This window comes from Streptomyces sp. NPDC002835 (assembly GCF_053591995.1).
In genome coordinates this window covers 371,838-389,232 of record NZ_JBSFUW010000001.1, presented here as the reverse complement: position 1 = coordinate 389,232, position 17,395 = coordinate 371,838, and the positions used below count along the sequence as shown (strand labels likewise).

General features: G+C 72.7%; 19 protein-coding genes. 10 read left to right on the top strand and 9 right to left on the bottom strand.

Translation table 11 applies throughout. The annotated features are described in order from the left end of the window. Positions 1–10 precede the first annotated feature (10 nt). A complete protein-coding gene (locus ACWD01_RS01720) occupies positions 11–1,627 on the bottom strand; it encodes a carboxyl transferase domain-containing protein (RefSeq protein ID WP_451156968.1) in 1,617 nt (538 codons plus the stop codon). Between the two features lie 88 nt (positions 1,628–1,715). Between ACWD01_RS01720 and ACWD01_RS01715 the strand changes: the two genes are divergently transcribed. Together ACWD01_RS01715 and ACWD01_RS01710 are read left to right on the top strand one after the other, a co-directional pair. Continuing rightward, positions 1,716–2,312 (top strand): SACE_7040 family transcriptional regulator, encoded by a 597-nt coding sequence (locus ACWD01_RS01715; RefSeq protein WP_451156966.1) that lies wholly within the window; start codon positions 1,716–1,718, stop codon positions 2,310–2,312. A 136-nt stretch (positions 2,313–2,448) separates the two neighbouring features. Continuing rightward, positions 2,449–3,237, top strand: a complete 789-nt coding sequence (locus ACWD01_RS01710; protein WP_451156964.1) for a phosphatase — start codon at positions 2,449–2,451, stop codon at positions 3,235–3,237. A 46-nt stretch (positions 3,238–3,283) separates the two neighbouring features. Here the strand turns inward: ACWD01_RS01710 and ACWD01_RS01705 are convergent, their stop codons facing one another. Then, complete coding sequence (locus ACWD01_RS01705; protein ID WP_451156962.1) at positions 3,284–3,412, bottom strand: hypothetical protein; 129 nt, start codon at positions 3,410–3,412, stop codon at positions 3,284–3,286. 324 nt (positions 3,413–3,736) lie between these two features. Between ACWD01_RS01705 and ACWD01_RS01700 the strand changes: the two genes are divergently transcribed. Together ACWD01_RS01700 and ACWD01_RS01695 are read left to right on the top strand one after the other, a co-directional pair. Continuing rightward, positions 3,737–4,414, top strand: a complete 678-nt coding sequence (locus tag ACWD01_RS01700) for a response regulator (protein WP_451156960.1) — start codon at positions 3,737–3,739, stop codon at positions 4,412–4,414. Beyond that, positions 4,411–5,475, top strand: coding sequence for a sensor histidine kinase (locus ACWD01_RS01695; RefSeq protein ID WP_451156958.1), 1,065 nt, complete (start codon positions 4,411–4,413; stop codon positions 5,473–5,475). Before ACWD01_RS01700 ends, ACWD01_RS01695 begins: the two co-directional genes overlap by 4 nt. A 111-nt stretch (positions 5,476–5,586) precedes the next feature. Here ACWD01_RS01695 and tesB read toward each other — a convergent pair whose 3' ends face one another. The 3 genes from tesB to ACWD01_RS01680 form a co-directional block, all read right to left on the bottom strand. Further along, positions 5,587–6,462, bottom strand: coding sequence for an acyl-CoA thioesterase II (gene tesB, locus ACWD01_RS01690; protein WP_356889596.1), 876 nt, complete (start codon positions 6,460–6,462; stop codon positions 5,587–5,589). A 28-nt stretch (positions 6,463–6,490) separates the two neighbouring features. Continuing rightward, positions 6,491–7,648, bottom strand: coding sequence for an acyl-CoA dehydrogenase family protein (locus tag ACWD01_RS01685; RefSeq protein WP_451156956.1), 1,158 nt, complete (start codon positions 7,646–7,648; stop codon positions 6,491–6,493). 202 nt (positions 7,649–7,850) lie between these two features. Then, positions 7,851–8,342 carry a hypothetical protein gene (locus tag ACWD01_RS01680; RefSeq protein ID WP_451156954.1) on the bottom strand — a complete coding sequence of 164 codons (492 nt, stop codon included), beginning with the start codon at positions 8,340–8,342 and terminating at the stop codon, positions 7,851–7,853. A gap of 234 nt (positions 8,343–8,576) precedes the next feature. Here ACWD01_RS01680 and ACWD01_RS01675 point away from each other — a divergent pair, with 234 nt between their 5' ends. After that, positions 8,577–9,176, top strand: coding sequence for a hypothetical protein (locus ACWD01_RS01675; RefSeq protein WP_451156952.1), 600 nt, complete (start codon positions 8,577–8,579; stop codon positions 9,174–9,176). Between the two features lie 10 nt (positions 9,177–9,186). Here ACWD01_RS01675 and ACWD01_RS01670 read toward each other — a convergent pair whose 3' ends face one another. Together ACWD01_RS01670 and ACWD01_RS01665 are read right to left on the bottom strand one after the other, a co-directional pair. Then, entirely contained in the window at positions 9,187–9,402 is a 216-nt protein-coding gene (locus tag ACWD01_RS01670; protein WP_451156950.1) for a DUF397 domain-containing protein, read from the bottom strand. After that, the gene (locus ACWD01_RS01665; RefSeq protein ID WP_451157363.1) at positions 9,395–10,189 is read right to left on the bottom strand and encodes a helix-turn-helix domain-containing protein; all 795 of its coding nucleotides are present in this window, start codon (positions 10,187–10,189) and stop codon (positions 9,395–9,397) included. Before ACWD01_RS01665 ends, ACWD01_RS01670 begins: the two co-directional genes overlap by 8 nt. A 173-nt stretch (positions 10,190–10,362) precedes the next feature. Between ACWD01_RS01665 and ACWD01_RS01660 the strand changes: the two genes are divergently transcribed. Next, the gene (locus tag ACWD01_RS01660) at positions 10,363–10,653 is read left to right on the top strand and encodes a hypothetical protein (RefSeq protein WP_451156948.1); all 291 of its coding nucleotides are present in this window, start codon (positions 10,363–10,365) and stop codon (positions 10,651–10,653) included. Beyond that, positions 10,650–10,991, top strand: a complete 342-nt coding sequence (locus ACWD01_RS01655; protein WP_451156946.1) for a hypothetical protein — start codon at positions 10,650–10,652, stop codon at positions 10,989–10,991. The genes ACWD01_RS01660 and ACWD01_RS01655 overlap by 4 nt, the downstream gene beginning before the upstream one ends. On the opposite strand, the gene ACWD01_RS01650 is transcribed toward ACWD01_RS01655, so the two are convergent. Continuing rightward, positions 10,937–11,422 (bottom strand): hypothetical protein, encoded by a 486-nt coding sequence (locus ACWD01_RS01650; RefSeq protein ID WP_451156944.1) that lies wholly within the window; start codon positions 11,420–11,422, stop codon positions 10,937–10,939. The genes ACWD01_RS01655 and ACWD01_RS01650 overlap by 55 nt on opposite strands. A gap of 116 nt (positions 11,423–11,538) precedes the next feature. Further along, entirely contained in the window at positions 11,539–12,963 is a 1,425-nt protein-coding gene (locus ACWD01_RS01645) for a PucR family transcriptional regulator (RefSeq protein ID WP_451156942.1), read from the bottom strand. Positions 12,964–13,185: 222 nt separating this feature from the next. Here ACWD01_RS01645 and ACWD01_RS01640 point away from each other — a divergent pair, with 222 nt between their 5' ends. From ACWD01_RS01640 to ACWD01_RS01630, 3 genes are all read left to right on the top strand, one after another. Continuing rightward, positions 13,186–14,661 carry a sodium:solute symporter gene (locus ACWD01_RS01640; RefSeq protein WP_451156940.1) on the top strand — a complete coding sequence of 492 codons (1,476 nt, stop codon included), beginning with the start codon at positions 13,186–13,188 and terminating at the stop codon, positions 14,659–14,661. Positions 14,662–14,740: 79 nt separating this feature from the next. After that, the gene (gene speB, locus ACWD01_RS01635; RefSeq protein WP_451156938.1) at positions 14,741–15,712 is read left to right on the top strand and encodes an agmatinase; all 972 of its coding nucleotides are present in this window, start codon (positions 14,741–14,743) and stop codon (positions 15,710–15,712) included. Beyond that, the gene (locus ACWD01_RS01630) at positions 15,709–17,391 is read left to right on the top strand and encodes a thiamine pyrophosphate-binding protein (RefSeq protein WP_451156936.1); all 1,683 of its coding nucleotides are present in this window, start codon (positions 15,709–15,711) and stop codon (positions 17,389–17,391) included. The genes speB and ACWD01_RS01630 overlap by 4 nt, the downstream gene beginning before the upstream one ends. The last annotated feature ends 4 nt before the right edge of the window (positions 17,392–17,395 follow it).

Here is a 17,395-nt window from a genome sequence, read left to right as displayed (position 1 = left end):
TTGAGGTCCCTCACATCCGGAAGACGCCGAAGCCGGCGTCCCCCAACGGGGCGTTGGCACACGCGGTCAGAGCGAGCCCCAGCACCTGCCGGGTCTCCATCGGGTCGATCACACCGTCGTCCCAGAGGCGGGCCGTCGCGTAGTAGGCGTTGCCCTGGGTCTCGTACTGGGCGCGGATCGGGTCCTTGAAGGACTCCTCCTGCTCGGCGGACCACTCTTCGCCGCGGCCCTCCAGCTGGTCCCGCTTGACGGTCGCCAGCACGGACGCGGCCTGCTCGCCGCCCATGACCGAGATCTTGGCGTTGGGCCACATCCACAGGAAGCGGGGACCGTACGCCCGGCCGCACATCGAGTAGTTGCCCGCGCCGTACGAACCGCCGACGACGACCGTCAGCTTCGGCACCCGGGTGCAGGCCACGGCGGTGACCATCTTGGCGCCGTGCTTGGCGATGCCCCCCGCCTCGTAGTCCTTGCCGACCATGAAGCCGGAGATGTTCTGCAGGAAGAGCAGGGGGATGCCGCGCTGGTCGCACAGCTCGATGAAGTGCGCGCCCTTCTGGGCCGACTCGGCGAACAGGATGCCGTTGTTGGCGACGATGCCGACCGGGTGGCCGTGGATCCTGGCGAAGCCGGTGACCAGCGTCTGGCCGAACTCCGACTTGAACTCGGCGAAGCGCGAGCCGTCCGCGATCCGGGCGATGACCTCGCGGACGTCGTACGGCGTGCGGGAGTCGACCGGCACCGCGCCGTACAGCCCCGCCAGGTCGACCTTGGGCTCCTCGGCCGGCTCGACCGTCCAGGGCAGCGGGCCGCGCGCGGGCAGCGTCGCCACGATGTTCCGCACGATCCGCAGCGCGTGCGCGTCGTCCTCCGCGAGGTGGTCGGTGACGCCCGAGACGCGGGAGTGCACCTCGCCGCCGCCGAGCTCCTCCGCGGTGACGACCTCGCCGGTCGCGGCCTTCACCAGCGGCGGGCCGCCGAGGAAGATCGTGCCCTGGTTGCGCACGATCACGGCCTCGTCGCTCATCGCCGGGACGTACGCCCCGCCGGCGGTGCACGAGCCGAGGACCGCCGCGATCTGCGGGATGCCCGCGCCGGACATCCGGGCCTGGTTGTAGAAGATCCGCCCGAAGTGGTCCCGGTCGGGGAAGACCTCGTCCTGCATCGGCAGGAACGCGCCGCCCGAGTCGACCAGATAGACACAGGGGAGGCGGTTCTCCAGCGCCACTTCCTGGGCCCGCAGATGCTTCTTCACCGTCATCGGGTAGTACGTGCCGCCCTTGACGGTCGCGTCGTTCGCCACGACGACGACCTCGCGGCCGCTGACCCGGCCGATACCGGCGATCACCCCGGCGGCCGGGGCCTGCCCCTCGTACATCCCCTCGGCCGCGAGGGGCGCCAGCTCCAGGAAGGGCGAGCCGGGGTCGAGCAGGGTGTCCACCCGGTCCCTCGGCAGGAGCTTCCCGCGCGCCGTGTGCCGGGCGCGCGCCTTCTCGCCGCCACCGAGGCGGGCCGCCGCGAGGCGTGACCGCAAGCCGTCGGCGAGCTCCTGGTGTGCCGCCTCATTGGCCTGCCAGGCCTCGGACGCCGGGTCCGCGGCGCTCGTCAGCACTGGTGCCTGCTGCATCGATCGAGCTCCCTTGCTCGGTTAATGAGCGTTAACGTGTTGCGTCCAGGTTAACGACCGCTAACCGCTCTGTCTAGAATGAATGTTCATGAGCACAAGGACCGCGGCGCCGACCCGCCGCGAGCAGATCCTCAAGGAGGCCGCGCGCCTCTTCGCGGAGCGCGGTTTCCACGGCGTGGGGGTCGACGAGATAGGAGCCGCGGTCGGCATCAGCGGCCCGGGCCTGTACCGCCACTTCGCGGGCAAGGACGCGATGCTGGCGGAGCTGCTGGTCGGCATCAGTGAGCGCCTCCTCGACGGCGGGCGGCTGCGGGTCGAGGAGGCGGGAACCGGGGCCGAGGCCCTGCTCTCCTCGCTCATCGACGGCCACATCGACTTCGCACTCGACGACCGCCCGCTGATCACCCTGCACGACCGCGAGCTGGACCGCCTCCGGGACAGCGACCGGAAGCGGGTGCGCCGGCTCCAGCGCCAGTACGTGGAGCTGTGGGTGACCGTGGTCCGCGAGCTGTACCCCGAGGTCGCCGAGTCCGAGGCGCGGGCGGCCGTGCACGCCGTCTTCGGCCTGCTGAACTCGACCCCGCACCTCCAGGCGGGCGGCGGCGGCCCGCTGCGCCGCACGGCGACGGAGGAGCTGCTCAGGCGCCTCGCGCACGGCGCGTTCGCGTCGCTCGCGACGCCGTAGGCACGTCCGGGCCGCTGCCCCGGTGCCGTGGCGCCGTGAGGCGCACACGCGGCCCGGAAGCGCCCCGTGCGGCGCCCCGCGTCCCACGGGCCAATACGGTCGACACGCTCCGCGCACCCCACGGCACAATGGGTCCATGCCGATACCCAGCCGCGCCGCACTTGTCGACCACCTCGTCCGCTCACGTATCGCCGGAGACGTCGCCACACCACGCGACAACAACCTCTCCCACTATCGCAAGCTGGCCAACGGCGACCGGCACTACTGGCTCGGGCTGGAGCTCGGCGACCGCTGGAGCGACGAGCAGGACGTGCTCGCCGTCATGGCCGAGCGGTGCGGCGTCAGCGACGACCCGGAGCACCGGCAGGGGCAGGACACCATCGACCCCGAGCTCACCGTCGACGCGCTCGAGCGCATGGCCGCGCGGCTGCGCAAGGCGGCCGCCGCCAAGGAGCGGGTGCTCTTCGCGACCGGGCACCCCGGCGGGCTGCTCGACGTGCACCGGCAGACCGCCGCGGCGCTGCGGGCGGCCGGCTGCGAGATCGTACGGATTCCGGGCGGGCTCTTCGCCGACGAGGGCATGGTCTTCCAGTTCGCCGACGTCGCCATGCTGGAGCGCGGCGCGACCCTCTGGCACACCCACTCGCCGGCCCCGATGGCCGCGATCCTCGACGGCCTGGCGCGGGACCACCGGCCCCTGCCGGACCTGGTCGTGGCCGACCACGGCTGGGCGGGCTGCGCGGGCCAGCGCGGGCTGGACTCCATCGGCTACGCGGACTGCAACGACCCGGCGCTGTTCATCGGCGAGGCCGAGGGCACCCTCCAGGTGACCGTCCCGCTGGACGACCACGTCACCGACCCGCGCTTCTACGACCCGATGACGGCGTACCTGCTGGATGCGGCGGGCCTCACGGCACAGGCATGACGGCGGGGGCGGCCGGTGTCGGCCGCGCCGGTGCGCGGTGGCGGTGTCAGCGGCGCCAGCGGCCGCGCACGACGCAGTACGTGCCCGCCAGCAGCATCAGGGCGAGCGCGCCGCGGGCGATGAGCCTCAGCGCGTAACGGAACCCCGTGGTGAAGTCCGCAGTCCACTCGCGCACGAGCGGGACAGCGCCACCGCCACGACGATCAGTACGGCGCCACCGATGGTCCACGCCGCCCGGGCGTGGGGGGACGCCTGCGCCCATCCGTCGGTCCCGGCCGCGTCACGCGCCGGTTCGGCGGCGTGCGACGGTTCCTCCTCGGCCGGGGGTACCGCACCCATCGGTTCCCCTTCCCGGGACGGGCCCGGCTGCCCGGGCGGCGTGGCGGTCCCGGAGGGCGGTCGGGCCCCCGGGGATCCGGGCGGGCGCTTGTGGCGTCCTAGGATCTGCATCCAGGCTCGCAGCAGCAGGCACCGCATCGCTCACACCACAGGACGACCTTTGCTCTACGACTTGAGGCCGCCGGTGCGTGTGCTCCTCGTCGACGACGAGGAACTCGTACGTACCGCGCTGCACCGCATCCTCGATTCCGCCGACGCCGTGACCGTCGCCGCCGCCTGCGACGGGCCCGACGCCGTCGCCGCGGCCCGGCGGTTCGCCCCCGACGTGGTGCTGCTCGACATCGACATGCCGGGAGCGGGCGGCCTCGATGTGCTGCGCGACCTGCGGGCGCTGCCCGAGCCGCCCGTGGTGGCCATGCTCACGGCCCTCGACCGGGCCGACCATGTGGAGCGCGCGCTGCGCGGCGGCGCGTCCGGCTTTCTGCTCAAGACGACGGAGCCGCGCCTCTTTGTGGACGCCGTGCGGCTGCTGGCCGCCGGCGGGGTGATCTGCACGCCGCCCGGCAGCGCCGCGGTCCTCGGCCGCTGGACCCGCTCCGCCCCGGCCGCCGCGCCCGCCGGCCCCGACGAGCTGTCCGGCCTCACCGACCGGGAGCGCGACGTCCTCGAGTTGATCGCGGCCGGGCTTCCCAACGCCGACATCGCCACGCACCTCGGCATGGGCGTGACCACGGTCAAGACGCACATCGGCGCGCTGAAGCGGAAGCTCGCCGTCACCAGCCGGGTGGGCCTGGCGGCCGTCGTCCACCGGGCGAGGAGCGGAGGGCACCAGGGATGACCCCGCGATCCTGGGCGGTCGAAGCCCTCGTCGTCACCCTGGCCGTCGCCGAGGTCCTGGCCACCCGCGCCTGGCTGGCCGACTGGATGGCCGCGGGCGGGCTCGTCGTCGCCGGCGCCCTCGTCCTGCGCAGGCGCTTTCCCCGGACCGTGCTCGTCCTCGCGCTGCCCACCCTCGCGACCGGCGTGCTGTGGCTGCCGACGCTGTGCGCGCTGCACGCACTCGCCGCGTCCGAGCGCCGCCGCGGCGAGGTGGTCGCCGGGTCGGCGGCCGTCGCCGTCGTGGCGTTCGTGCCGTGGCGGGACCTCGGGGAGTACGTCTGGACGCTGCCCGACACCGTCCTCGGCGTCATGCTCGCCGGGCTGCTGGCCGTCGCCCCGGCCGCCCTCGGCCTGCTGGGCCGCGCCCGCGCCGAACTCGCCGGCCGCCTCGCCGAACTGGCCCTGTCCCGGGAGCGGGAGCGCCGCTACGCCGCCGAGCAGGCCGCGCTGCGGGAACGGGAGCGGCTGGCCCGCGACGTGCACGACACGGCCGCCCACCATCTGAGCCTGATCAGCCTGCGCTGCGGCGCGCTCGCCGCGACGGCGGAGTCCGCCCCGTACCGGGAGGAGGCGGCCGCCCTGGGCGAACTCGGCCGCCGGGCCGCGGCCGACCTGCGCCGGGCCATCCGCCACGACGGCCCCGGCCTGGACCGGCTGCCGGAACTGCTCGAAGCGGCCCGCGACATCGTCCACTCGGCGCACCTCGATCCGGGCGACTGCCCGCCGGCCGTCCAGCACACCGCGTACCGCATCGTGCAGGAAGCGCTGACGAACATCCGCCGCCACGCCCCTGGCGCCTCGGCGGCGGTCTCGGTCCGCCGCGCCGGCGACGGCCTGCGCATCACCGTCAGCAACGCCCCGCCGCCGTCCCCCTGCCCGGCCCCGGACGAGGGCGGCCACGGCCTCCCCGGCCTGCGCACCCGCGCGGCGGCCCTCGGCGGCACCCTGACCACGACCCCGACCCCGGACGGCGGCTTCCTCCTGTCGGCCCTCCTGCCGGTCCCGACGGCGGGGCGCTGAGGCGGGGCGGGGGAGCGGCCCGTGGACGGTGACACCTCGCGTGTGGTGTTCAACGCGCACACGCCCGCTGCCTGAGCAGCGGGCGTGCGGGCGTGCGAGTGCGGGGGGTTCTCAGCGGCGGGGGACGCGGACCACGCCCTCCTGAATGACCGTGATCGCCAGGCGTCCGTCCTGGGTCCAGATGCGGGCCTGGCCCAGGCCGCGGCCGCCGGAGGCGGACGGTGACTCCTGGTCGTACAGCAGCCATTCGTCCGCGCGGAACGGCCGGTGGAACCACATCGCGTGGTCCAGCGACGCGCCGACCACGTCGCCGACCGCCCAGCCACCCCGCCCGTGCGCCAGGAGCACCGAGTCGAGCAGGGTCATGTCGGAGACGTACGTCGCCAGGCAGACGTGCAGCAGGGAGTCGTCGGCGAGTTTGCCGTTCGCGCGGAACCACACCTGGGAGCGCGGCTCGCGCGGCCGGCCCGCCGTGGCGTACGGCGGCTCGTCCACGTACCGCAGATCCACCGCCGCCCGTGCTTCGAGCAGCCGGTCCACCACGCCCGGATCCATGAACCGGTCCGCGTAGCGCGGCAGCAGCTCGGCCGCCGTGGGCAGCGTCTCCGGCGCCGGGGCGGCCGGCATCTCCGCCTGGTGCTCCAGGCCCTCCTCGTACGTCTGGAACGACGCGGAGAGGTGGAAGATCGGCTGCCCGTGCTGGACCGCGACCACGCGGCGGGTCGTGAACGAGCCGCCGTCGCGGATGCGGTCGACCGTGTAGACGATCGGCGCGCCGGGGTCTCCCATGCGCAGGAAGTACGAGTGCAGGGAGTGCGCCGTGCGGTCCGCCGGGACCGTGCGGCCCGCGGCGACCAGCGCCTGGGCCGCGACCTGCCCGCCGAAGACCCTGGGGACGACGGCGGACCGGGAGCTGCCGCGGAAGATGTTCTGCTCGATCTGCTCCAGGTCGAGCAGATCGAGCAGCTCGTCGAGTGCTGAACTCATGGAAGGAACGTACTGGTTCGGGCTGTGCCTACAGGCCCATGTCCTTGGCGATGATCATCTTCATGACCTCGCTGGTGCCGCCGTAGATGCGGTTGACACGGTTGTCGGCGTACAGGCGGGCGATCGGGTACTCGTTCATGAACCCGTAGCCGCCGTGCAGCTGGAGGCAGCGGTCGATGACGCGGTGCGCGACCTCGGTGCAGAACAGCTTCGCGGACGCGGCCTCGGCGGCGGTGAGCTCACCGGCGTCCAGCGCCTCCGTGGCGCGGTCGACGACGGCCTCCGCCGCGTCCACCTCGGCCTTGCAGGCGGCCAGCTCGAACTTGGTGTTCTGGAAGGACGCCACGGTCTTGCCGAAGACCGTGCGGTCCTGCACGTACTCCTGGGCGAACCGGACGGCCGCCTTCGCCTGGGCGTACGCGCCGAACGCGATGCCCCAGCGCTCGGACGGCAGGTTCTGGCCGAGGTAGTAGAAGCCCTTGTTCTCCTCGCCCATCAGGTCCTCGACCGGGACCTTGACGTCGACGAAGGCCAGCTCGGCGGTGTCCGAGGTCTTCAGGCCCAGCTTGTCCAGCTTGCGGCCGACCGAGTAGCCCGCGGACTTGGTGTCCACGGCGAAGAGCGAGATGCCGTGGCGGCGGTCCTCGGCGGTCGGCGCGTCCGTACGGGCGCACACGATCACGCGGTCCGCGTGCACACCGCCGGTGATGAAGGTCTTGGAGCCGTTGAGGACGTAGTGCGTGCCGTCCTCGGAGAGCTTGGCGGTGCTCTTCATGCCCGCGAGGTCGGAGCCGGTGCCCGGCTCGGTCATCGCGAGCGCCCACATCTCCTCGCCGGAGACGAACTTCGGCAGGTAGCGCTTCTTCTGCTCGTCGGTGGCGAGCGCCTTGATGTAGGGCAGGGCGAGCAGCACGTGCACGCCGGAGCCGCCGAAGTTGACGCCCGCGCGCGCGGTCTCCTCGTACAGCACGGCCTCGAACTTGTGCGTGTCCAGGCCCGCGCCGCCGAACTCCTCGGGCACGTTGATGCCGAAGACGCCCAGCTCACCGAGCTTGTAGTAGAAGTCGCGCGGCGCCTGGCCCGCAGCGAACCACTCGTCGTAGACGGGGACGACCTCCGCCTCGATGAAGGCGCGGATGGTGTCCCGGAACGCCTCGTGGTCCTCGTTGAAAACGGTACGGCGCACGGACGCCTCCTCGTGACTGAGTCAGTGACTGGGTGGATACGCAGCAATCGCCACAATTTCTAAGCGCTTGCTCAGTCAAAGTTACCGGGCGGTTGTTGAAAGTGTCCATAGTGATGCTGCCCACGCCCGCGATGTGACGAGGGCCCCGTCACATGACGGGGCCCTCGTTCGGGTGTCGGTGTCGCGAGTGCCGGGACCGCTGTCAGCAGGCGATTCCCTGCGAGCGCAGCCACGTGCACTGCGTCTCCCCGGACGTCCTGCCGCCGTCGTACGCGCGGGGGTCCTTGTAGCCGGGGCCGACCGGCTCGTGCGCCTCGAAGACGCCGTCGCCGTCGAGATCGCCGCCGTCCGGATCGATCGTGCCTCCGGGGTTACGGCAGTTCTGGCGGTCGGCGGGGTCCGTGGTGCAGAGGCCCTCGTTGCCGGTGGAGGTGGAGGTGGAGGCGGTGGTGGGCCGGGCGTCGCGCGGCTGAGCGGCGGCGTTCTCGGCGGCTGCGTGCTGGGCCGTGGCCTGGACCGCGAGGGCCGTGTCCAATGAGGACGTTCCGGCCTGCAGGGCGACCTGCGGAGCGCGGTCGGCCGCGGGCTCGGACGCGGAGCTCTGCGCCCCGCAGGCGGTGAGTGTGGAGAGCAGGAGCGCCGCGAGTACGGCAGTGCCGGTGAATATGCCACCCCTGCGGGGATTTTCGCGCAAAGTACCCATAGTCCGACCAATGCAAGATTGTCCGCTGGTGTGACGCACGTTACGGCCGCTCTGCCCGGCCGGTCAATGTGTGGCCGGGTCCGGCGTCCGGGAAGGTCCCGGCACGACCCCGGCACGACAACGAACGGGACACGGTCCCCACGGCGGCGAACGCAGTGCGACACCATGATCCCCATGGAGCCTGCTGCGCGTCTGCCGCGCCCTCTGTTGCCCGTGACTGCCGCGATGTCCGGCGCAGTGTCCGTCGTGCTGGCCGGCTGCGGCACGGAGACCGCCGGGAGCGGAGCCGACCGGGCCGAGCTGGAGTCACGCGCCCGGGCCGCCCAGGTGGCGATCGAGAACGTGTACGTCACCGAGGTGCCGGGCTACGAGCTCGCCAAGCAGTCCGTGGGCGTCCTCGGCGGCGACGGCTTCTCCGCGACGTACGTGAAGCAGGGCGCGGACGCGCAGATACGCCTCGGCGTCGACCGGGGCTCCATGGACGCCGCGACCTGCCCGAAGGTCCCCGTCGGCGTCGGCACCGGCGGCACGGGCGGCGCCGTCGACTGTGTGCGGGACGGCGAGAGCTGGTACCGCACGAGCGGCACGCAGCACGAGTACGCGACCGAGGTGGACGGCCGCCTGGTACGTCTCAACGCCGACACGGCGGCGGTCGACCGGCCCACCCTCCGCAAGGCGGCCGAGGCCGCGCACGCCGCGAGCGACGCGGAGCTGGACGACGTCCTGCCCCCGGCGCGCGAGGACGCCGGCCAACCGGTCGAACGCGGCGACCTGCCCCCCGAGGGCGACGGGGCGCCGAACAACGGGGTGGGCGCGGGCGGTTGAGCGGGGCGCGTTAGCGGCCGGGGCGCTTCAGGTCCGTGATGAATGCGGACCAGGCCGCGTGCTGGAACGCGAGTGCGGGGCCGTGCGGGTTCTTGGAGTCGCGTACAGGGACGTCGGTGGGGTGGCCGTCCAGAACCTCGACGCAGCTGCCGCCGTCGCCGCCGCTGTAGGACGACTTGCGCCAGCTGCGCAACTCCGCCCCGTTCGGGAAGGTGCGCTCAGTCATGGTGCTCGTATTCCTTTGCCTTCGCCCGTAGAAGCGCGATCGAATCCTTGCGGGTCAGTGCATCGCCCAGGGCGAGAGTGTATGTGCGCTGCAGTGTCTCAACCAGGGCAGGGGAGTCGTGCAGCCTGCCCATGAGTACTCCTTCGCCGTAGGCGGCGGGAGGCTGGTCGTCGAACGCCATGAGCGACAACATTCCTTGTAGGAGCGGGTGGTGGCCGACATCGAACGGGAGTACATGCACGCGGATGCGGCCCCGCTCGGCCAGGTGAACGATGTGGGCGAGCTGTTCGGCCATGACCTTCGGGCTCCCGACGTGGCGGTGCAGCACTGCTTCGTCCAGGAGGGCGCAGAACAGCGGAGTGACCGGGTCGCTGAGCACCTTGCCTCGCTCCAGCCGTGTGACAAGGAGCCTGTCACACTCCCCTTCACTCCGGAGAGGGAACCATGGGGCCAGAACGGCACGTGCGTACGCCTCGGTCTGGAGGATGCCGGGCACGTACGACAGTGCGAACTCCTGGATCACCGTCGCCTGTTGTTCGAGTTGGCGCGCCGCCTCGAAGTAGTCCGCGACCGCCACGTCCTCCTGCGGCAGAAAGCTGCTCAGCACGTTTCCCGTGTTCAGCGCCCTGTCCAGCCGTCGCGCGTCCTCTTTGGACGGCATGCGGCGGCCCGCCTCGATGTGGGCGATGTGCGAGCGGGTCATGATCGCCGAGTCGGCCAGCTCCTGTTGGGTCAGGCCGGCCGACTCGCGCTGGGCGCGGAGCCATTCCCCATAGGTGTTACTCATCGTCAACTCCCGTGCGACAAAAGCGCTGTCACCTCGTAACCCCTGGTCAGCGTAGTCCGGGACGTCTCACTCTGTGAGTGGATCGCTACACAGCGATGCCGAAAAAGGCAGGACCCCCGCGACCGAGTGACCGGTCCGGGGGCGTGGCCATCAACCACACTGGAGTTGACGACGTGTTGCACCGTATCGCGCGCATTCTCGAGCCGCTGCTGCGGATCATGTGGCCCCCGCCGGGGCGTCATCGGGCGCGGACCGCGGTGGCTGTGCCACCGCCCAGGCCGACCTGTGCCCCCGACCCGGTACCGCGGGTCGAGGACAGCCCGCTCGTCCGCCCGTATCTCGTCGCGCACGAGCGGCGCGAGGAGGCTCGTCGGCAGCGGGTCCGGCGGCGTGCCCTGTGGCTGGCGGTGCACGGGATCGACATCGGGCCCCGGCTGATCCACGGTGTGGAGGTGACCGCGTGACCGGGGCCGGGGTCGGGGCCGGACGGCTTCTTCCCTGGGCCACGCCGGAGGGCAAGCCCTGCTATGTGCTCGGCGACGGGACCGGTTACGTCTCACGGGTCGCCGACAACGTCGAGAGCGTGCAACTCGGCATGGCCGTTGATCTGCTCGACCACGTGGACGACCTGCTCGCCGACCGCCGGGCCACTCCCGACCAACTCCGTTACGTCGTGGCGCGGATGGCCGAAAGTCTGCGGGACGTGCACCGCATCGCGCGGAGCCGGGGCGCGCGCCTCGGGCCCGTTCAGGCCGGGGGCAGTGCGGGCGGCGGAGTCGGCGGCGGGTCCTCGGCGTCGTAGGCGGACAGCGCGGCCTGGCGGCAGTCGAGCAGTTCGCCGAGGTCCTCGGGCGTCAGGCGCTCGTGCGTCAGCTTCAGCGTCGCCCGGCCCTCGACCGCTGCCCACGCGTGACGGGCGCGCTTGTTGGCGCGGCAGCGGACGTCGCCGCGGAGGAAGCCCGCGCCCGCCGCGAAACCTGCCGAGGCGAGGGCGAGCAGGGCGGCCGGGATGCGGGCGTCGGCCGAGGCCAGACCCGCCGCGCCGGCCGTGCCGGCGAGCAGCGCGGCGGGGAACCCGAGGAGGATGTTGGCCTTGTTCCAGCGTTCGGCCCGCCGGTCGGCGAGGACCTTCTGGCGTGTCGCCTCGTCCCGTATCCGCTCGATCTCGGTGCGCAGACGACGCGCGGGCTCGCCCGGTTCCGCAAGCAGTGTTCCGTCAGCGGGAGTCACCATGCGGAAATTCCAACACACGGGCGAGGCAAGGGGATTGGTGCGGGGCCACAGCCTTCGGCGGTGACAGCCGTCGGATTCCCACGGAACCACGGCGGTCCAGATACCGCGCCCGCCACTCACTCGTGCCGCAGTGCGAACCACAGCTCCATCCGGACATCCACGTCGTCCAGATCGGCGTCCAGCAGCGCCGCGCAGCGGCCGATGCGCTGGCGGACGGTGTTGCGGTGGATGTCCATGGCCGCGGCGGTGCGGTCCCAACTGCCGTGCAGGGAGAGCCAGGTGCGCAGCGTCTCGACGAGGGCGGGGGAGTCCGCGAGGGGGGCCAGGCGCAGGCGGGCGGCGTCGAGGGAGAGGGGGTCGGCGGTCCGGTGATGGACGAGGTCCTTGCGGGTGGCGACCGCGTGGCGGACGGCCCGGGCCGCCTGGGCGTCGGCGGCCGCGAGTTCGCCGGGGCCGGCGGGGGCGCTCACGCCGAGCGTCCAGCCGGGCTGCGGCGTCGCCTCGGGGCCGGTCGGGAGCAGGACCCGTACGGCGCCGTCCGCGTCGGGGTCGACGAGCGCGCTGCCGAGGGCCGCGCCGAGCGCGGCCGCCGCGAAGGGGGAGCGGTCGCCGCGGGCGTGGACCACCGTCCACGGGCCCGGACCGAGCAGCGGGGCCGTCTCGCCGGGTGACGCGCCGAGCAGCAGCCGTACGAGCGCGGCGCTGCGGCCGGCGGCGTCGGCGCCCTGGTGCGGGGCGGTGAGCAGGGAGAGGAGCACGACGGCGACCCCGGCGACGGTGTGGTCGCCCGGCTCGCGGGCGGGCGTGGCCAGCCCGAGGGCGAGGCCCTGGCTGCCGCCGAGGACGTACGCGGCGAGGTGCGCGTCGGCGACCCGGTCGGTCGCGGAGGCCGGGGCGGGGCGTGGCGACGCACCGGGGCTCACCACGCGCGCCAGCCGGGCCACGCCCGCCGCGACGTCGGCCGCCGGTTCACGGCCCGCCGCGTAGAGCGGTGTGCCGTCCGGGCCGAGCAGGACCGCCCAGCCCTCGAGCCGTACCGCGAGCTGGTGCAGTACGGCCGGTACCGGGTCGGGGCGGGCCGCCGCCGCGGCCAGGCCCTGCTGGGCGCGGGTCACCCGGCGCAGCTCGCGGTGGCGGGCCTCCGCCATCAGCCGCCACACAGCTCGCGCGACGGCGGTGAACGTGGTCGCGGGCGGCACCTCCAGCAGCGCCAGCCCGTGCCGCTCGCACGCGTCGACCAGCGCCGCGGGCACCGTGTCGTGGACGGGGGCCACGCCGAAGCCGAGCGCCACCGCGCCCGCCTCGACGATGCGGGAGACGTAGCGGTCCGCGTCGTTCAGCAGCACGCCCGCGCTGAGCAGCAGCTCGCCGCCCAGCAGATAGGGATACGGGTCGGCCATCTCCGAGGTGTGGACCATATGGAGGACCGCGCCGTCGGCTGCGGGCGGGCCCGCGAGCTGGCGCAGACCCAGCTCCCGGTCGGCGAGGAGCGCGGCCAGCGGGATCGGCGGGGTGGGTGGGGCCGCTGCGGGCTCCGGCATGGACGGTCCATCCATCGGTGGCGGGAAGAATGGATAAAACGTACACTTCAACGCCGCTTTCCGGCCACCTACCGTCGACTCTCACCAGCGCCACGAAGCCTGCGCCACCAAGGGCCGCGCCACCAAGGACCGCGTGACCGGCCGCCGAGGACCACGCGACCACGGGCGGGGCGACCAGGGACTGTTCGGACTGTTCCGGGGGACGAGACGGAAGGAAAGCCGATGGCTGTCGACTACGCAGTGATCGTCGTCTATCTGGCCGGCATGCTCGGCATGGGGTGGTGGGGCATGCGCCGCGCCAAGTCCAAGAGCGAGTTCCTGGTGGCGGGCCGCCGCCTCGGCCCCTGGATGTACTCCGGCACCATGGCCGCGATCGTCCTCGGCGGCGCGTCGACCATCGGCGGCGTGGGCCTCGGCTACAAGTACGGACTCTCGGGCGCCTGGATGGTCTTCACCATCGGTCTCGGGCTCCTGGCGCTGTCGGTCTTCTTCTCCGCGCGCATCGCCCGCCTGAAGGTCTACACCGTCTCCGAGATGCTGGACCTGCGCTACGGCGGCAAGGCCGGGGTCATCTCGGGCGTCGTGATGTGGGCCTACACCCTGATGCTCGCGGTCACCTCGACCATCGCGTACGCCACGATCTTCGACGTCCTCTTCGACCTCAACCGCACCGCCTCGATCATCCTCGGCGGTGCCATCGTCGTCGCGTACTCGACGCTCGGCGGCATGTGGTCGATCACCCTCACCGACATGGTGCAGTTCGTCGTCAAGACGATCGGCGTACTGCTGCTCCTGCTGCCTATCGCGGTCGTCAAGGCCGGCGGCTTCAGCGAGATGAAGGCCGCGCTGCCCACCGAGTACTTCACCCCCCTCGGCGTCGGCGGCGAGACGATCTTCACCTACGTCCTGATCTACACCTTCGGCATGCTGATCGGACAGGACATCTGGCAGCGGGTGTTCACCGCCCGCAGCGACAAGGTCGCCCGCTACGGCGGCACCGTCGCCGGTACGTACTGCCTCGTCTACGCCCTCGCCGGCGCGGTCATCGGCACCGCGGCCAAGGTCCTCTACCCGAACCTCGCCAACGCCGACGACGCCTTCGCCACCATCGTCAAGGACGAGCTCCCCATGGGCGTGCGCGGCCTGGTGCTGGCCGCCGCCCTCGCCGCCGTGATGTCCACGTCGTCCGGCGCGCTCATCGCGTGCGCAACCGTCGCCAACAACGACATCTGGTCGCGGCTGCGGGGCCTCGCGCACAAGGGCCCGGAGCGGGACGAGGTGAGGGGCAACCGGGCGTTCATCCTGATCATGGGCGTCGGCGTCATCGGCATCGCCATCGCGCTCAACAACGTCGTCGAGGCGCTGACCGTCGCCTACAACCTGCTCGTCGGCGGGCTGCTCGTACCGATCCTCGGCGGCCTGCTGTGGAAGCGCGGCACCGTGTACGGCGCGCTGTCCGCGGTCGTCGTCGGTGGCTGCTCGGTGATCGGCCTGATGGCGGCGTACGGCATCCTGGCCAACCAGCCCGTCTACTACGGGCTGCTCGCCTCCCTCGCCGCGTACGTGGCCGTCAGCCTGGCCACCCCGCCCACCGACGCGGCGGTGCTCGCCCACTGGCGCGAGCGGCTCGCGGGCCGCGGCGGCGAGGAGGAGCGGCCCGAGCCCCCGGCGGCTGAACCGGCCGCCGTACACAGCTGAGCCGTGCCCAGTTAAAGTCGTACAACCGCACTGAAGCGCAATGAAGCGCCACGAAGCGTAGGAAAGAAGGCATCTTCACATGAGCAGCAACGAGCAGCCGCGCGGCCCCGTCGACTCCTCCCGCATCCCGCGGTACGCCGGACCCGCCACGTTCGCCCGGCTGCCCAGGCTCGACGAGGTCGGCCGCGCCGACGTCGCAGTGGTCGGCGTCCCCTTCGACTCCGGGGTCTCCTACCGCCCCGGCGCGCGCTTCGGCGGCAACGCGATCCGCGAGGCGTCGAGGCTCCTGCGCCCCTACAACCCGGCGCAGGACGCCTCGCCCTTCGCGCTCGCCCAGGTCGCGGACGCGGGCGACATCGCGGCCAACCCGTTCAACATCAATGAGGCCGTCGACACCATCGAGGCCGCCGCCGACGACCTGATCGGCAGCGGCGCCCGGCTGATGACGCTCGGCGGCGACCACACCATCGCGCTGCCGCTGCTGCGCTCGGTCGCCAAGAAGCACGGCCCGGTCGCCCTGCTGCACTTCGACGCCCACCTCGACACCTGGGACACCTACTTCGGCGCGGAGTACACCCACGGCACCCCGTTCCGCCGGGCCGTCGAGGAGGGCATCCTCGACACCTCCGCCCTCTCCCACGTCGGTATCCGCGGCCCGCTGTACGGCAAGCAGGACCTCACCGACGACGAGAAGATGGGCTTCGGCATCGTCACGTCCGCGGACGTCTACCGCCGCGGCGCCGACGAGGTGGCCGACCAGCTCCGCCAGCGCATCGGCGACCGCCCGCTGTACATCTCCATCGACATCGACTGCCTCGACCCGGCGCACGCCCCCGGCACCGGCACCCCCGAGGCGGGCGGCATGACCTCCCGGGAGCTGCTGGAGATCCTGCGCGGCCTCGCGTCCTGCAACCTGGTCTCCGCCGACGTCGTCGAGGTCGCCCCGGCCTACGACCACGCCGAGATCACGTCGGTCGCCGCCTCGCACACCGCGTACGAGCTGACCACGATCATGTCCCGGCAGATCGCGGACGCGAGGGCGTCGCAGTGACCCACGACCACGACCTGGTGCTGCGCCCCACCGCCGCCCAGACCGAGGCCGCGCTGAATCCTCCGGCCGGCCGCAACGGCGGCGACCTCGTCGTCGAGACCCTCTCCGGGCTCGGCGCGACGACCGTCTTCGGCCTGCCCGGCCAGCACGCGCTGGGCATGTTCGACGCGCTGCGCCGCTCGCCCCTGCGGTACGTCGGGCTGCGAGTGGAGAACAACGCGGGCTTCGCCGCCGACGCGTACGGCCGGGTCACCGGCGAGGCCGCGCCGCTGCTGCTGTCGACCGGGCCCGGCGCGCTGATGTCCCTGGCCGCCCTCCAGGAGGCGGCCGCGGCGTCCGCGCCCGTGCTGGCGATCGGCAGCCAGGTCCCCACGGCCGGGCTCGGCGGCGGCCGCCACGGCTATCTGCACGAACTGCGCGACCAGCAGGCGTCGTTCCGCGACATCGTCAAGTCCGTGCACGTGGTGCGCACCGCTTCCCAGATCCCGTCCGCCATCGCGGCCGCGTGGGAGTCGGCGCTGACCGCCCCGCACGGGCCGGTGTGGGTGGAGATCCCGCAGGACGTCCTCCTCGCGGAGACGACGCTGCCGGTGGTCACCGCCATGGACGCCGCGCCCGAGGACGTCGTGCCGCGCCCCGAACTGACCGCCGTCGCCGCCGACCTGCTGTCGAACGCCGCCCGGCCGGCGATCATCGCGGGCGGCGGAGTCGTCCGCTCCGACGCGTCCGGCAAGCTGCTCGCGCTCGCCGAGAGGCTCGACGCTCCGGTCGTCACCACCTTCGGCGGCAAGGGCGCCTTCCCGTGGGAGCACCCGCTCTCCCTCCAGTCCTGGCTGGAGGACCGGCACACCACCGACTTCCTGGAGTCGGCCGACGTGCTGCTCGTCGTCGGGTCCGGGCTCGGCGAACTCTCCTCGAACTACCACACGTTCGCCCCGCGCGGCCGGGTGATCCAGATCGAGGCGGACCTCGGCAAACTGGAGTCCAACCACCCGGCGCTCGGCATCCACGCGGACGCGCGCCTCGCACTGTCCGCCCTGCTGGAGACGGTGCCGGAGCGCGAGGACCCGTCGGCCGCCGAGTCGGTACGGGGCGTGCTGAGCGCGGTACGGGCCCGGATCGACGCCCAGGAACTGACCCTGGAGCAGCAGATCCTCGCCTCGGTGCGCGCGGCGCTGCCGGACGACTCGCCCAGCTTCTGGGACATGACGATCCTGGCGTACTGGGCCTGGTCGGCGTTCGACGCCCGCCGCCCGGGCACCATGCACTCGGCGCAGGGCGCGGGCGGCCTCGGCTACGGCTTCCCGGCGGCGCTGGGCGCGGCGGTCGCCGACCCCACCCGTCCGGTGCTCGCCGTCTCCGGCGACGGCGGCGCGATGTACTCGATCGCGGAACTCGCCACCGCGCGCCAGTACGACCTGCCGGTGACCTGGCTGATCGTCGACGACGGCGGCTACGGCATCCTCCGCGCGTACATGACGGACGCCTTCGGCGAGGCCACGGCGACCGAGCTGGCCCGCCCGGACTTCGTCGCCCTCGCCGAGTCCTTCGGCGTCCCGGCGGTCCGCACGAGCCCCGAATCGCTCGCGGAGGACCTGACGAAGGCGTTCGCCGGACCGGGTCCTTCGGTGGTCGTCCTCCCGGCCCTGCTGCGGATGTTCGCCCCGACACACCTGTGACGCT